The organism is Pseudomonas sp. RGM2987, from assembly GCF_022952855.1.
In the GTDB taxonomy this organism is placed as follows: domain Bacteria; phylum Pseudomonadota; class Gammaproteobacteria; order Pseudomonadales; family Pseudomonadaceae; genus Aquipseudomonas.
In genome coordinates, this window is the sequence record NZ_JALJDX010000217.1 from 56841 (window position 1) to 71828 (window position 14988).

Consider the following 14988-nt stretch of genomic DNA (forward strand, 5'->3'; position numbering starts at 1 on the left):
CTCTGCTCAATAAAGGGAACCTATGCTCCGGCTCCGACCTGTCACCCTTGCCGCCTGCTTGTTGCCGCTCGTCCTCACGGCGTGTGGTGACTCATCCACCGCCACCGATCCGCGCACGCTTGCCCCTCTGGTAAGGGTTGCGCAGGTGCAGGGTTCGTCCGTCAGCGCGCGTTCGTTCACCGGGGTCGTGGCGGCCCGGGTCCAGAGCGACCTGGGCTTTCGCGTGTCCGGCAAGGTGCTGGAGCGATTGGTGGATGCCGGCCAGACCGTTAAAAAGGGCCAGCCTTTGATGCGTCTGGACCCGATCGACCTGGGATTGCAGGCGCGAGCCCAGCAAGAAGCGGTCACGGCTGCGCGCGCTCGGGCCAAGCAGACCGCCGATGATGAAGCGCGCTATCGCGAGCTGGTGGCCGCCGGGGCGATTTCGGCGTCGGGCTACGACCAGATCAAAGCTGCTGCCGATACCGCCAAGGCCCAACTCAGTGCCGCCGAGGCGCAAGCGGATGTGGCCCGCAATGCGTCCGGCTACGCGGTGCTCGTCGCTGACGCCGATGGCGTGGTGATGGAAACGCTGGCCGAGCCGGGGCAGGTCGTCAGCCCCGGTCAGCCTGTTGTTCGCCTGGCACGCGCCGGGCAGCGCGAAGCCGTCGTGCAACTGCCCGAAACCCTGCGGCCCGCCGTCGGCTCCAGCGCCCAGGCGACGCTCTATGGCAGCTCCAGCGGGGCGGTCGCCGCGAAACTGAGGTTGCTGTCCGATTCGGCTGACCGGGTGACCCGCACCTTTGAAGCCCGCTATGTGCTCGAAGGTGCCCTGGCCAATGCACCGCTGGGCTCGACCGTCACACTGCGCATCGCCGAAGGCGCGACTCAGGGGCAGGTGGTGCAAGTGCCGATTGCTGCGTTGTACGACCCGGGCAATGGCACCGGCGTGTGGGCTATCGACGGCGAACCGGCAAAAGTCACTTGGCGTCCAGTGCAGGTCCTGGGCTTGAGCGACGACGCTGCACGCGTCACCGGTCGCCTCAACGTCGGCGAACAGATCATTGGCCTGGGCGCACATCTGCTGCGTGAAGGCGAGCCGGTCAGGCTGCTTCCACAAAACGATGTGAAGGTCGCCGGGAGCCGCCAATGAGCCTCAATCTTTCAGCCCTCGCGGTGCGTGAGCGCTCCATCACGGTGTTTCTGATTTTCCTGATTGCTGTCGCCGGGACCCTGGCCTTCTTCAAGTTGGGCCGAGCGGAAGATCCGCCGTTCACGGTCAAGCAACTGACCGTCATCACCGCGTGGCCGGGCGCGACGGCGCAGGAGATGCAGGATCAGGTCGCTGAACCGCTGGAGAAGCGCCTGCAAGAATTGAAATGGTACGACCGCTCGGAAACCTACACCCGACCTGGCCTGGCCTTCACCATGGTCTCGCTGCTGGACCGTACCCCGCCTTCCCAGGTGCAGGAAGAGTTCTACCAGGCGCGCAAGAAGCTCGACGACGAGGCCGGCAAGTTGCCGGCGGGCGTGATCGGGCCGTTGGTCAACGACGAATACTCGGACGTGACGTTCGCGCTGTTTGCCCTCAAGGCCAAGGGCGAGCCGCAGCGGCTGCTGGTGCGTGATGCCGAGGCATTGCGCCAGCGGCTGCTGCACGTGGCGGGCGTGAAGAAGGTCAATATCATCGGCGAGCAGGCCGAGCGCATTTTCATTTCCTTCTCCCACGACCGGTTGGCGACCCTGGGCGTTTCGCCCCAGGACATCTTTGCCGCGCTGAATAGCCAGAACGTGCTCACTCCCGCAGGCTCCATTGAAACCAACGGACCACAGGTTTTCCTGCGGGTGGATGGCGCTTTCGATAAGTTGGAGAAAATCCGCGACACGCCGCTGGCCATCCAGGGCCGGACGTTGAAGCTTTCGGACGTGGCGACGGTGGAGCGCGGCTATGAAGATCCGGCCACTTTCCTGGTGCGCAACAACGGCGAAGAGGCGTTGCTACTCGGCGTGATCATGCGCGAGGGCTGGAACGGCCTGGACCTGGGCAAGGCGCTCGATGCAGAGACCAGCAAAATCAATGAAGGCATGCCATTGGGCATGACGCTGACCAAGGTCACCGACCAGGCAGTGAACATCAACTCGGCAGTCGACGAGTTCATGGTCAAGTTCTTCGTCGCGTTGTTGGTGGTGATGGTCGTGTGCTTTATCAGCATGGGCTGGCACGTCGGGATTGTGGTCGCGGCGGCCGTCCCCCTGACCCTGGCCATTGTGTTCGTGGTGATGGCGGCCACCGGCAAGAACTTTGACCGGATCACGCTGGGCTCGCTGATCCTGGCCCTCGGGCTGCTGGTGGACGACGCGATCATTGCCATCGAAATGATGGTGGTGAAAATGGAGGAGGGCTACGACCGGATCAAGGCCTCGGCGTATGCCTGGAGCCACACGGCCGCACCGATGCTGTCCGGTACGCTGGTGACGGCGATTGGCTTCATGCCCAACGGTTTTGCCCAGTCCACCGCCGGTGAGTACACCAGCAACATGTTCTGGATCGTCGGCATCGCCCTGATCGCCTCCTGGGTGGTCGCGGTAGCGTTCACCCCCTACCTGGGGGTGAAAATGCTGCCGGAGATCAAGAAGGTCGAAGGTGGCCATGCGGCCATCTACGACACGCCGCGCTACAACCGTTTCCGGCGGACCCTGACGCGGGTGATCGCGCGCAAATGGCTGGTGGCCGGCACGGTCATCACCTTGTTTGTCGTAGCCATCCTGGGCATGGGCCTGGTGAAAAAACAGTTCTTCCCGACCTCGGACCGCCCTGAAGTGATGATCGAAGTGCAGATGCCCTACGGCACCTCCATCGAGCAGACCAGCGCCACCACTGCCAAGGTCGAGGCGTGGCTGCAAAAACAGCCGGAAGCCAAAATCATCACGGCGTACATCGGGCAGGGGGCGCCGCGCTTCTTCCTGGCGATCGCGCCGGAACTGCCGGATCCATCGTTCGCCAAGATCGTGGTGCTCACCGACAGTCAGGAAGCACGGGAAACCCTCAAATTCCGTCTGCGCGAGGCCGTGGCTGAAGGGTTGGCCCCGGAGGCGCGGGTCAGGGCGACGCAAATTGTCTTTGGTCCGTACTCACCCTTCCCGGTGGCCTACCGGGTGATGGGACCTGACCCGTCGAAACTGCGGGAGATCGCAGCGCGCGTACAGGACGTGATGCAAGCCAGCCCGATGATGAGGACCGCCAACACCGACTGGGGCCCGTTGACGCCGACGCTGCATTTCAACCTGGATCAGGACCGCTTGCAGGCGGTCGGGCTGACCTCCAGCGCGGTCGCCCAGCAACTGCAATTCCTCCTGGCCGGGGTGCCGATCACGGCGGTTCGCGAGGACATCCGTTCGGTGCAGGTGGTGGGCCGCGCCGCCGGCGATATCCGCCTCGATCCGGCCCGGATCGAAGGCTTCACCCTGGTAGGTGCGGCGGGGCAGCGGATTCCGCTGTCTCAGGTCGGCGAAGTGGACGTGCGCATGGAGGATCCGATCCTGCGCCGCCGTGACCGGACCCCGACCATTACCGTACGCGGCGACATTGCCGAAGGCCTGCAACCGCCGGACGTATCGACCGCCGTCATCAAGCAACTGCAACCGATCATCGACACGCTGCCCGACGGCTACCGGATCGAGCAGGCGGGGGCCATCGAGGAGTCCGGTAAGGCCGGCAAGGCCATTGTGCCGCTGGTACCGATCATGATTGCCCTGACGCTGTTGATCATCATCGTCCAGGTGCGTTCGATCTCGGCCATGCTCATGGTGTTCTTCACTGCGCCGCTGGGGTTGATTGGTGTGGTGCCGACGCTGCTGATCTTCAACCAGCCGTTTGGCATCAATGCGCTGGTGGGATTGATCGCGCTGTCGGGAATCCTGATGCGCAATACACTGATTCTGATCGGGCAGATCCACGAGAATGCGAAAGAGGGATTGGACCCGTTCCATGCGGTCATCGAGGCGACCGTGCAGCGGGCTCGCCCAGTACTTCTGACCGCGATGGCAGCGATCCTGGCGTTTATCCCGCTGACCCACTCGGTCTTTTGGGGAACGCTGGCCTACACCCTGATCGGCGGCACGTTTGTCGGGACCATCATGACGCTGGTGTTCCTGCCGGCCATGTATTCCATCTGGTTCAAGATCCGTCCGGCCAGGAACGTGCAAACTGAAACAGTAAAGCTGGCATAAGCGATCGATCGCTTGCCGCTCCAATGAGCGTCTACAGAAATGAAGAGGTTTCTATGAGTACTCCAGCAGGTCACACACGCATCGTAGTCACGGGTGTCGGCGTCGTCGGCCCCCTGGGTTGTGGCGTAGAGGAAGTCTGGAAACGGTTGCTGGCCGGACGTTCCGGTATCCGCAACCTGCCCGAAGCGTTCACCGAGGGTACCGGCGTCGCGGTCGGCGGCCAGGTGCCGACCCTGGAAGAGGATGCCGTGGCCGGTTACGACCCGGAGCGTTTCATCGCGCCCAAGGACCGCAAGAAAATGGACCGCTTCATTGAGTTCGCCCTGGTGGCGGCGCAAGAGGCCCTGGACCAGGCCGGCTGGCATCCGACTGAAACCGCCGACCAGGAGCGGACCGCAACGATCATTTCATCGGGCGTGGGTGGCTTTGGGGCGATTGCCGACGCCATTCGCACCACTGATTCACGAGGGCCGCGTCGACTGTCACCGTTCTCGGCCCCGGCATTCCTTGCCAATATGGCGGCCGGGCACGTGTCCATTCGCCACGGCCTCAAAGGCCCGCTGGGTGCGCCGGTCACCGCTTGCGCTGCCGGAGTCCAGGCCATTGGCGATGCGGCCCGGATGATCAGGAGCGGGGAGGCGGACATCGCCGTCTGCGGCGGCACCGAGGCGGCCATCGACCGCGTGACCCTGGGTTGCTTCGCGGCGGCCAGGGCGCTTTCCACCGGTTTTGCCGACCGCCCACAGCAAGCCTCGCGTCCCTTTGATCGTGACCGCGACGGTTTCGTCATGGCCGAAGGCGCAGGGTTGCTGGTGATCGAGTCGCTGGAGCACGCCCTGGCGCGGGGCGCCCAACCTCTGGCGGAATTGGTCGGCTATGGCACCAGTGCCGATGCCTATCACCTGACGGCCGGCCCCGAAGACGGCAACGGCGCCCGGCGTGCGATGGAGCAGGCGTTGCGCCAGGCCGGGGTCAGTCCGGCTGATGTGCAGCATATCAATGCCCATGCGACCTCGACCCAGGTCGGCGACAGCGGCGAGCTGGCGGCAATTAGAGCCGTATTCGGGCGCGACGCGGGCGTTGCCATCACCTCGACCAAATCCGCCACCGGGCACCTGCTGGGCGCGGCGGGGGGAATAGAAGCCATCTTCACCGTGCTGGCCCTGCGTGACCAGGTCGTGCCGCCCACCTTGAACCTGCTTAACCCTGATGAGGCCGCCGACGGGCTCGATCTGGTCGGGTTGAAGGCCCGGACGATGCCGATTACCCATGCGCTGTCCAATGGGTTTGGGTTTGGTGGGGTCAATGCCAGCGTACTGTTTCGCCGTTGGCAGGCTTGATCGCAAGTCTGGGACAAGACAGGGCCAGCCTACCGCCGGCCCGTTTTTCCAATGTTCATCTCAAAGCTGCCTAAAGCCTCAAGAGTCGGGCGAACCTGCCGATACAGCGCGGTAGATCCGGTTGCGCGAGCGCATCAAATCAGGTGTCCTGTTCAAATCAGGGCATCCGCGCGCCAGTATTTCTCAGGTTTTTCAGGTTCGAGTCGTCGGCCCTCAGGTAGAGCACCATGTCAGCCCATCCCAGGACCGAACTGCAAACTGCCCTCGCTGCATGCAAGGGCAGTTTTTTCTCAGTCGGTTTTTTCAGCTTCTTTGTCAATTTGCTAATGTTGGTCCCTTCGTTCTACATGCTGCAGGTTTACGACCGTGCGGTGGGAAGCGCCAACCCGTCCACGTTGTTGATGCTCACGCTGATCATGCTGCTGTTGATGGTGACAATGGGTGGCCTGGAGTGGGTTCGTTCGCGGATCATGGTGCGGGTCAGTACTCGCCTGGACATGTTATTGGGCCAGCGTTTGTTCGATGCCAGTTTCAAGCAGGCGATCAATTCCTGTGGGATGAACGCCAGCGCCCAGCCATTGAGCGACCTGAGTGCCTTGCGCCAGTTCTTGACCGGCAACGGTCTGTTTGCATTTTTCGACACTCCGTGGATCCCTATCTACCTGGGCGTGATGTTCATTTTCCATCCCTGGTACGGTTGGATGGGAGTGGCGAGTGCCGTGCTGCTCGGCGCACTGGCCTATGCCAATGAAAAACTCACCCATGCACCGCTACAGGCTGCCAACCGTGAGCAGATGGCGGCCACTGCCTTTATCAACAAAAGCCTGCGCAATGCCGAAGTGGTCGAATCCATGGGCATGCTTGCAAGCCTGCGCCAGCACTGGAGCGGCCAGAACCACAAGGTCCTGGTCCTGCAAAGCCTGGCCAGTGATCGCGCTGGCAGCATTGCAGCAGCGTCCAGGACATTGCGCCAGATTGTCCAATCGCTGGTGTTGGGCCTGGGTGCCTACTTGACGATCCAGCACGAGATTTCATCCGGGTTGATGATTGCCGGCTCCATTTTGCTGGGGCGCGCGCTGGCACCTATCGACCAGTTGATCGGCGCGTGGAAGGGCTTTCTGGGCGCCCGCTCACAATATGCCCGGTTGCACGAGCTTCTGATCAGGATCGGCGCCGAACCCGAGCGCATGGCGTTGCCTGCGCCAGAGGGGGCCATCCGCGTCGAAGGTCTTGCGGCAGGGGCTCCAAACAGTCGAAAGCCGATTATCCGCGGCATCGATTTTCAAGTGTCGCCGGGCGAAGTCGTGGGTATTGTCGGAGCCAGTGGCTCCGGTAAGTCGACCCTGGCCAGGGCTCTGCTCGGAGTCTGGCCAAGCCTTGCCGGTACCGTGCGTCTGGACGGCGCGGACATCAGTCAATGGCGCCGGGACGAGCTGGGCCAATACGTCGGTTATCTGCCCCAGGACATCGAGTTGTTCGAGGGTACCGTTGGCCAGAACATTTCACGGTTCGGCCCCATGGATGCAACTGCAGTGGTCGCGGCCGCGCGCATGGCTGGCGTACATGAATTGGTGCTGCAACTGCCCGATGGCTACGACACGCTGATCGGCGCCAATGGTGGTGGATTGTCCGGCGGTCAGCGCCAGCGCGTCGGGCTGGCTCGCGCCCTGTACGGTGAGCCGCGCCTGGTGGTGCTGGATGAGCCGAACTCCAATCTCGATGACGCCGGAGAGAAGATGCTCGCCCTGGCGTTGCAAAGACTCAGGCAGAACCGGACCACGGTGTTTGTCATTACGCATCGGTCCGGGGTGCTGGCGCAGGTCGACAAACTGCTGGTTCTCAATCACGGCGAGCTGAGTCTCTTCGGGCCACGAGACAAGGTCCTGACGCGGCTGCAAGGCGCCACGGCCGCAGCCCAGCCGATCACTGCGATTCAACCGTAAGAAGCGGATGTACCTTATGCAAAGCAATAGACACTCATCCGCCGAAATGCCCGGATTGCCCATCAATGACCTGCCGGCAAGGCGCATCGGTTACCTCATGCTGCTGGTGACCTTTGGCCTGTTCGGTGGCTGGGCGACTCTGGCTCCGCTCGACAGTGCGGCGCTGGCGCCGGGCGTGGTCACGGTCAAGAGCTACCGCAAGACCGTACAGCATCTCGAAGGCGGCATCGTGCGCGAGCTGCGCGTGCACGATGGCGACCAGGTAAAAGCCGGCGACGTGTTGCTGGTACTCGATAATACCCAGGCCCGTTCGGAAATGGAGGCCATGCGCAGCCAACTGATCGCTGCGCTCGAGTTGCAGGCCCGGCTGGTGGCTGAACGTGACTCGCTGCCCGAGCCTCCTGCCGTTGCTTCTCTGGACCCGACCGACCCGCGCGTACGCGAAGCCCGTGACAGCGAGGTGCGAATTTTCCAGACCCGACGGACCTCGCTGCTAGGAGAGGTTGGCCTACAGGAAAAGTCCATCGGGCAAATCGAGGAGCAGATTCGCGGATTCAAGGCCATCATCGCCAGCAAACAGATGCTGGTAGCCTCTTATCAGGAGGAGATCGTTGACCTGCGTGCACTGTTGGCCGAAGGCTACGTGGACAAACAGCGCCTGCGTGAACAGGAGCGCAGCCTCGCTCGCTTACAGGCGGAGATCGCCGAAAGCCAGTCCGAAAGTGCACGGGCGCGAGTGAATATCGACGAGGCCCGGTTGAAGATATTGCAGTTGAAGAAAGACTTCGCCAGCGAAGTGGCCGGTCTGCTGGGCGATGCCCAGACCAAGGTCTATGAGTTGCGCGAGCGCCTGGCCACTCTGCAGGATCGCGATCAGCGCACTGATATCGTCGCGCCGGAATCAGGGATGATCATGGGCATGACCGTGCACACCCTGGGAGCGGTGGTCAGCCCGGGCACAGCGCTGCTGGACATCGTCCCGGCCGACGAAGAGCTGCTCATCGAGGCGCAGGTATCGCCGTTGGACATCGACCGTATCGCGCCGGGCAGACTGGCGGGCATTCGTTTCAGTGCGTTCAAGAGCAGCACCACTCCGGTCATTGAGGGACAACTGGTGCAGGTTTCCGCCGATCGCCTGATCAACAACGACACCGGTACCGCCTATTACCTGGCGCGCGTATCCCTGACCGAGAAGGGACGCAAGATGTTGGGTAATCTGACCCTGGTGCCGGGGATGCCAGCCGAAGTGCTGATCAATACGGGGGAGCGGACGCTGTTGCAGTACCTGATGCAGCCGGCAAGCAATGCATTCGCCCGTTCGCTGATCGAGGACTGACATGAAGTTCCTGATCGCAATGTGTCTACTCGCCGTACCGCTGGGGGCCCTGGCTGACGCTACTTATATCGACCTGTGGCAGTTACATCAGGAGGCCCAGGGGGCCGACCCGCGCATCCTGCGTGCCCAGGCCCTGAATCGCAGCGGTGAGAGTAATGAACGAGCCGCTTTTGGTCAGCTCCTACCGCAGCTCAACGCCAGTGGCAGTGTCAACCGTAGCCGGCGTGACGATGACCTGAGCCGTACCGAGTACAACGGCAAGCGCGTGGCGATGGCCCTCAATCAGGTGATCTATAACCCGCAGGTCTGGCGCAGCTATCAGAGATACGTCGAGCTTGCCCGGCAAAGCGCCGATCAATCCGCTGACACCGTGGTGCAGGCAAACATTGACCTGTCCGAGCGCTACTTTGCCGTTCTTGCAGCGGAAGACGAATTGGCCCTGGTGCGCAGTGAGCTGGAAGCGACCGAGCGTAACCTCAAGCGCATCAACGCCTTGTATGCGCGCCAAATGGCAATGGTGACTGATGCACTTGATCTGGAGGCTCGAGTGGATGCGCTCAAGGCCGACGAGATCGAGGCTAGCAATAAGGTCCAGATCAGCCGCGAAGCCATCTCCGAGTTGGTCGGGCGTGATGTCCGGGAACCTTTGAAGCGCATCGGCGAAAACCCGGCGTTCAGCCTGCCGGCGCAAGCGCAGGACTACTGGGTGCAGGCGGCGCTCGACAGCAACCCGGCCCTGCATGCCCGCGAGCACGGGATTCGTGCCGCAGAAGCGGCTATCGGTGAAGCCAAGGCAGGTCATCTGCCCCGGCTGGGCCTGAACCTTACGGCGCAACGCAGCGATATCGGCTATGAAGGCACGTTGACGCCGCGCTCGGAAAACCTCATCGCGTCCCTTGATTTGCAGGTGCCGCTTTACAGCGGTGGCTCCACCAGCGCCCGGGTATCGGCTTCGCAGAGTGATAAGGAGGCTGCCCAACAGGAGCTGGAAGCCTTGCGACGTCAGGTGATCAAGGAAACTCGCACGGCCTATCTCGGCATGTCCGCCGAGCTCAGTCGAATCAAGGCAACGCGTCGTGCGCTGGAGTCCGCCGAGAAGTCGCGGCTGGCCACCGAGAAGGCGTTCGGGTATGGCGTGAAGAATGCCGTCGATGTGCTCGACAGCATCCAGGACGAGTTTCGCGCGCGGCGTGATTTCTACCAATCGCAGTACAGTTTCGTGACCAGTTTGCTTGTGCTGCATCGCTGGAGCGGAAGATTGGGAGATGGAGATATCCAAAAGGCCAACGAATGGCTTGTTACACCTTAGTTAGATTGTGTCCAGGCTACAAAAAAATAATGGCCAAATGATGTTACCGCTGTTGTTTCTCAGGCAAAATAACCCTTTTGTAGTGGCCGCATTCAGGAAGGCCACAGTTCGTTCACAGGAAGCTTTTCATGCCCAGTCCCATTGGTTATTCATTCTCCTCGCCCGCCACGCTGACCGGCAACGCGCAAATCGATAGCTTGCTGTTTGGCACCTACTGGTTGGGCAATAGCTGGGCCACCGGCACGTACACAACGCCCTTGACGTACAGCTTCGTCAACGAAAACTCGCGTTTTTACGTCAACTACAGCGATATGGATGAGCCTGACGCCGCCTACATCCTGACGCCGGCACAGCAGACCGGCGTTATCAGCGCTGTGGAAAAATGGGGATCGGTTGCCAACATCAAGTTCACCCAGGTCAGCGAGACCTCGACCAATGTCGGTGATCTGCGATTCGGTGGTTACCTGGACATGGACAGCGATACCGCTGCCTGGGGCTATTTTCCCGATAACGCCCCAAGCGGCGGCGATGTCTGGCTCGGTCCAGTGACTGACAACCCGAATCCGGTCAAGGGCACTTACGACTATCTGGTTTTCATGCATGAGATCGGCCATGCCCTGGGTCTCAAGCACCCGTTTTCCCCAGGCCTGTCGAATTCCACGGTGCTAGCTCCGCAGTTGGATGATGTGCGCAACACCATCATGAGTTACAACACGCCGTACTCCTACGAGCCAACGACGCCCATGCTCCTGGATATTGCGGCCATCCAGAGCCTCTACGGGGCCAACACTCAATGGCAGACCGGCAATAACACCTATAGCTGGTCGGCGGGACAATCGGTTTTCGAGACGATCTGGGACGCAGGCGGCATTGACACGATTGACGCGAGCAACCAAAGCGGCGTGGTGCGCATCAACCTCAATGAAGGCCAGTTCAGCAAGATCGGCCAGGCGTTCACCGATCTCTCCACACAAACCGCGTTCAATGAAGGGCTGGCGATAGCTTTCGGCGCCAAGATCGAAAACGCGATCGGCTCGAACAATGACGACGCGCTGATCGGCAATGCGCTGGCCAACGTGCTCAACGGCCTTGGCGGCGCGGACGCCATGACCGGCGGCGCCGGTAACGACACTTACGTCGTCGACAACCTGGGCGACACCGTCAGCGAAACCAGTACCCTGGCCAGTGAGATCGACACGGTCATTTCCTCTGTGAGCTGGAATCTGGGCGCGAATCTGGAAAACCTTACGCTGACCGGCGCTGCGCCCGTCGATGGCAGCGGCAACGACCTGAACAATATCCTGATCGGCAACGCAGCCAACAACGTGCTCAGCGGTGGCGCAGGCAACGACATTCTCAATGGCGTCGCTGGTAACGACACGCTGATCGGTGGCACCGGCAACGACACCTACGTGGTCGACAACCTCGCCGACATTATCAGTGAAACCAGCACCCAGGCCGGGGAAATCGATACGGTTCACGCTTCGGTGAGCTGGAGCCTGGGCGCCAATCTGGAAAACCTGACGTTGACGGGTGCCAATGCAATCAACGCCATTGGCAACGATTTGAACAACCAGTTGACTGGCAACAGTGGCGACAACGTCCTGAACGGTGGCGCGGGTAATGACAGGCTGCTCGGCGGCACCGGTAACGATACCTATGTGGTCGACAGCCCCGCGGATGCGGTCATTGAGACCAGCACGCTGGGCAGTGAAGTCGATACGGTGCTTTCCTCGGTGAACTGGAGCCTGGGTGCCAATCTGGAAAATCTCACGCTGACCGGTGCGGGTCTGATCAACGGTATTGGCAACGCCCTGAACAATGTGATGATCGGCAACTCCGCCAATAATGTGCTTGAAGGCGGGGCTGGCAATGACATTCTCAATGGCGTCGGTGGCAACGACACTCTGGTTGGAGGCATTGGTAACGATACCTATGTAGTCGATGACGCGCTGGATGCCGTCCGCGAGACCAGTACCCTGGTCAGCGAAATCGATACCGTGCGCTCGTCAGTGAACTGGAGTCTCGGGGCGAACCTGGAAAATCTCACATTGACCGGTGCTGCGCTCGTCAACGGCATCGGCAATGACCTGAACAACATCCTGATCGGTAACGCTGCCAACAACGTGCTGATCGGTGGCGCGGGCAATGACATACTGAACGGCGTCGGCGGTGCCGACACCTTGATCGGCGGGATCGGCAACGATATCTATGTGGTCGACAACCTCGCCGACATCATCAGCGAAACCAGCGCTGTAGCCAGTGAAACCGATACGGTCCAGACCTCGGTGAGCTGGAGCCTGGGCGCCAATCTGGAGAATCTGACGCTGCTGGGAACAGGCCTCATCAACGGCACCGGCAACGGTTTGAACAACGTCTTGATCGGTAATGCCGGCAACAACGTGCTCGACGGCGGTAGCGGCATCGATACGTTGGTCGGCGGCACCGGTAACGACACCTACGTGGTCGACAATGTCTCGGACATCATCACGGAGACCACTGCTCAGTCCAGTGAAATCGATAGCGTGCTTTCCTCAGTCAGTTGGAGCCTGGGCGCCAACCTGGAAAATCTCACGCTGACCGGCGCGGGCAACATCAACGGCACCGGCAACGACTTGAACAACGTGTTGATCGGCAACGCCGGCAATAATGTGCTCAGCGGTGGAGCGGGGAGCGACGTACTGAATGGCGTCGGGGGTAGCGATATCCTGATTGGCGGCACTGGCAACGATGTCTACGTGGTGAACGACTTGACGGACAGCGTCAGCGAAACCAGCACCCTGGCTACTGAAATCGATACGGTACGCTCCTCGGTGACGTGGGTGCTGGGCGCCAATCTGGAAAACCTCATCCTGGCCGACGGAGACTCCATCAACGGTGTGGGCAATACGTTGAATAACGTGCTGACCGGTAACAGCGGCAACAACGTGCTGGATGCCGGAGCAGGAAACGACAGGCTCGAGGGCGGTGCAGGCAATGATGTCCTGCTTGGCGGCATCGGCACTGACTTGCTCATAGGAGGCGAAGGCGCCGACCGATTCCTGTTCACCGCGTTGAACGAGTTGGGCAAGGGCAGCACAAGCGATACCATTTCCGACTTCAGCAGCCTGCAGGGCGATAAAATCCATCTGACACTGGACGCCGATGCCCAGACGCCATTGATCGACAGGTTCAGTTTCATCGATTCGAATGAATTCACCGGCGCAGGCCAACTGCGTTTCGTCGATCACGTACTCTACGCAAACGTCAACGGTGACCTGGGGGCGGATTTCGAGATCCAGTTGGTAGGGGTCAATAGTCTGACTGCCGCCGACCTGATTGTCTGATAAGGCAACCACGGGTTCACAGGCAGCGCCAGACAGGTAAATCGATGAAGCGCCCGACGACGTCCTTGGCGACCGCGTCGTCGCCGGCAATGGGCAGGGTGGTGCGTTCGGCATCGCCCTTGGGGCGGGCGTTGTGCTGCATGTGGATCCAGCCGATGATGTGGATGCCCTTGACCACTCTGAGCTCAGCCGGCAGGGCGAAGAAATGTTTCTGGTGTTGATCATCAGCCTGCTGTGTTGGCTGGGCGGGCGACGAATTCCCATTGACCGTGCGGATTTTCGTCATCAGCGCTTGTCACTGCGTGATGATGCACTGCTCTGGGGCACCAACCTGACTTTCGGCACTGACCACACGGAAATCGAATTCGCCAGTGACTGCCTGCGGCTACCGGTGATTCAGGACCTGGCCTCGCTGAAATCGTTTCTGCGTACCGCACCGCAATGGCTGGTGATCCGTTTTCGCAACCAGCACGGCCTGGCGTCGCAAGTCCACCAGCGCCTGCGCCGGCCTACTCTGGCAATTGAACCTTCGCCGAATGAACTTTCCCGCTAAAAACACGAAAGCCGAACGTGTTGTAGAAGAAGGTCACCGGCATCAGCAGGGCAAAACCGATCAGCATAAAGGTCTGGCTGGTCGCGCTGGAGGCAGCCGCCTGGAGCGTGAGGTGGGGCGGGACGATCAGTGGGAAAATCGTAATCACCATCAGTGCGAACCCCAGTACAAATAGACTGAGCGCGCAGATCAGCGGCAATAGGTCATGGCCGCCTCGAAAGCTGGTCCAAAAAGCAAGAAATGCCGTGAGACCCGCCCCGATTGTTGAATACATTACGACGGGACTTGAAAGCCGCTGTGCGTAGTTTGGGTTCAGCGTGGACGTCCAGATGAGCAACACGGCCATCAGCACGAGCGTGGCGACAGACAGCAGTTGTGCCTGCCTGCGCGACGTTTGTTGCAACGCTGTTTCGGTTCTCCAATACAGCCAACACGCTCCCAGCCACGCATAACCGACGACCAGCACGCCCGCGCAGTACAGGGCGAAAGGGCTGACCCACTCCCAGCCTGTTCCGCTGAATTGCCCGTTCTGGTTGCAGATGCCTTGCACCAGCGTTCCCAAAGCCGCGCCTTGGCATCCCCCAGCGATCAACGATCCGCATAGGTGTAGTGTGTCGATGCCCCGCTTGATGTTGGGGTTATCGGTATAGTCGCGAAACTCCAATGCCATCGCGCGGACGACCAATGCCAGGAACATTGCAATAAACGGCACGTACAACGCGGGTAATAAAATGGCATACGCCTGCGGGAACAATGCCAGCAGTCCTCCGCCGCCCAAAACAAGCCACGTTTCGTTCGCATCCCAGATGGGCAAGATGGACACCGCCATGGCACGACGTTGTTTTGCGCACGGCGTCAGTCCCAACAGAATACCCACTCCCAAGTCGGTACCGTCGAGCAAGACGTAGCTGAGCACTGAGAATGCGAGCGTCGCAGCTGAAAGCAGAATGATCACGTCACCGTCCAGCATAG

The 14988-nt window shown here is 60.9% G+C and carries 9 protein-coding genes and 1 pseudogene; 8 read left to right on the forward strand and 2 right to left on the reverse strand.

Features of this window, described 5'->3' with window-relative positions; genetic code table 11:
• The first annotated feature begins 22 nt into the window (after window positions 1–22).
• The 7 genes from RGM2987_RS22760 (at window position 23) to RGM2987_RS22790 (ending at window position 13463) form a co-directional block, all read left to right on the forward strand.
• Window positions 23–1132: an efflux RND transporter periplasmic adaptor subunit gene (locus RGM2987_RS22760; protein WP_245145062.1), complete on the forward strand. Its 1110-nt coding sequence runs from the start codon at window positions 23–25 to the stop codon at window positions 1130–1132.
• Window positions 1129–4209: an efflux RND transporter permease subunit gene (locus RGM2987_RS22765; RefSeq protein WP_245145063.1), complete on the forward strand. Its 3081-nt coding sequence runs from the start codon at window positions 1129–1131 to the stop codon at window positions 4207–4209. Before RGM2987_RS22760 ends, RGM2987_RS22765 begins: the two co-directional genes overlap by 4 nt.
• A gap of 53 nt (window positions 4210–4262) precedes the next feature.
• Window positions 4263–5549: a beta-ketoacyl-ACP synthase II gene (fabF, locus tag RGM2987_RS22770; protein WP_245145064.1), complete on the forward strand. Its 1287-nt coding sequence runs from the start codon at window positions 4263–4265 to the stop codon at window positions 5547–5549.
• 227 nt (window positions 5550–5776) lie between these two features.
• A complete protein-coding gene (locus RGM2987_RS22775; RefSeq protein WP_245145065.1) occupies window positions 5777–7492 on the forward strand; it encodes a type I secretion system permease/ATPase in 1716 nt (571 codons plus the stop codon).
• A 16-nt stretch (window positions 7493–7508) separates the two neighbouring features.
• Window positions 7509–8828 (forward strand): HlyD family type I secretion periplasmic adaptor subunit, encoded by a 1320-nt coding sequence (locus RGM2987_RS22780; protein WP_245145066.1) that lies wholly within the window; start codon window positions 7509–7511, stop codon window positions 8826–8828.
• A gap of 1 nt (window position 8829) precedes the next feature.
• Window positions 8830–10137 (forward strand): TolC family protein, encoded by a 1308-nt coding sequence (locus tag RGM2987_RS22785; RefSeq protein WP_245145067.1) that lies wholly within the window; start codon window positions 8830–8832, stop codon window positions 10135–10137.
• 128 nt (window positions 10138–10265) lie between these two features.
• A complete protein-coding gene (locus RGM2987_RS22790) occupies window positions 10266–13463 on the forward strand; it encodes a M10 family metallopeptidase (RefSeq protein ID WP_245145068.1) in 3198 nt (1065 codons plus the stop codon).
• 16 nt (window positions 13464–13479) lie between these two features.
• On the opposite strand, the gene RGM2987_RS22795 is transcribed toward RGM2987_RS22790, so the two are convergent.
• Window positions 13480–13641 carry a hypothetical protein gene (locus RGM2987_RS22795; RefSeq protein WP_245145127.1) on the reverse strand — a complete coding sequence of 54 codons (162 nt, stop codon included), beginning with the start codon at window positions 13639–13641 and terminating at the stop codon, window positions 13480–13482.
• Between RGM2987_RS22795 and RGM2987_RS22800 the strand changes: the two are divergent.
• Window positions 13639–13968: pseudogene (locus RGM2987_RS22800) on the forward strand (AraC family transcriptional regulator ligand-binding domain-containing protein); the annotation flags it as partial. The gene RGM2987_RS22795 and the pseudogene RGM2987_RS22800 sit on opposite strands and share 3 nt — an antisense overlap.
• A 4-nt stretch (window positions 13969–13972) precedes the next feature.
• Here RGM2987_RS22800 and RGM2987_RS22805 read toward each other — a convergent pair.
• The gene (locus RGM2987_RS22805) at window positions 13973–14986 is read right to left on the reverse strand and encodes a cytochrome d ubiquinol oxidase subunit II (protein ID WP_245145069.1); all 1014 of its coding nucleotides are present in this window, start codon (window positions 14984–14986) and stop codon (window positions 13973–13975) included.
• Window positions 14987–14988 lie beyond the last annotated feature (2 nt).

Bases quoted from the DNA above. Each gene is read 5' to 3' on its own strand.
- RGM2987_RS22805 (WP_245145069.1), bottom strand. From the start codon at position 14,986: ATGCTGGACGGTGACGTGATCATTCTGCTTTCAGCTGCGACGCTCGCA.
- RGM2987_RS22785 (WP_245145067.1), top strand. From the start codon at position 8,830: ATGAAGTTCCTGATCGCAATGTGTCTACTCGCCGTACCGCTGGGGGCC.
- RGM2987_RS22790 (WP_245145068.1), top strand. From the start codon at position 10,266: ATGCCCAGTCCCATTGGTTATTCATTCTCCTCGCCCGCCACGCTGACC.
- RGM2987_RS22760 (WP_245145062.1), top strand. From the start codon at position 23: ATGCTCCGGCTCCGACCTGTCACCCTTGCCGCCTGCTTGTTGCCGCTC.
- RGM2987_RS22765 (WP_245145063.1), top strand. From the start codon at position 1,129: ATGAGCCTCAATCTTTCAGCCCTCGCGGTGCGTGAGCGCTCCATCACG.
- fabF (WP_245145064.1), top strand. From the start codon at position 4,263: ATGAGTACTCCAGCAGGTCACACACGCATCGTAGTCACGGGTGTCGGC.
- RGM2987_RS22775 (WP_245145065.1), top strand. From the start codon at position 5,777: ATGTCAGCCCATCCCAGGACCGAACTGCAAACTGCCCTCGCTGCATGC.
- RGM2987_RS22780 (WP_245145066.1), top strand. From the start codon at position 7,509: ATGCAAAGCAATAGACACTCATCCGCCGAAATGCCCGGATTGCCCATC.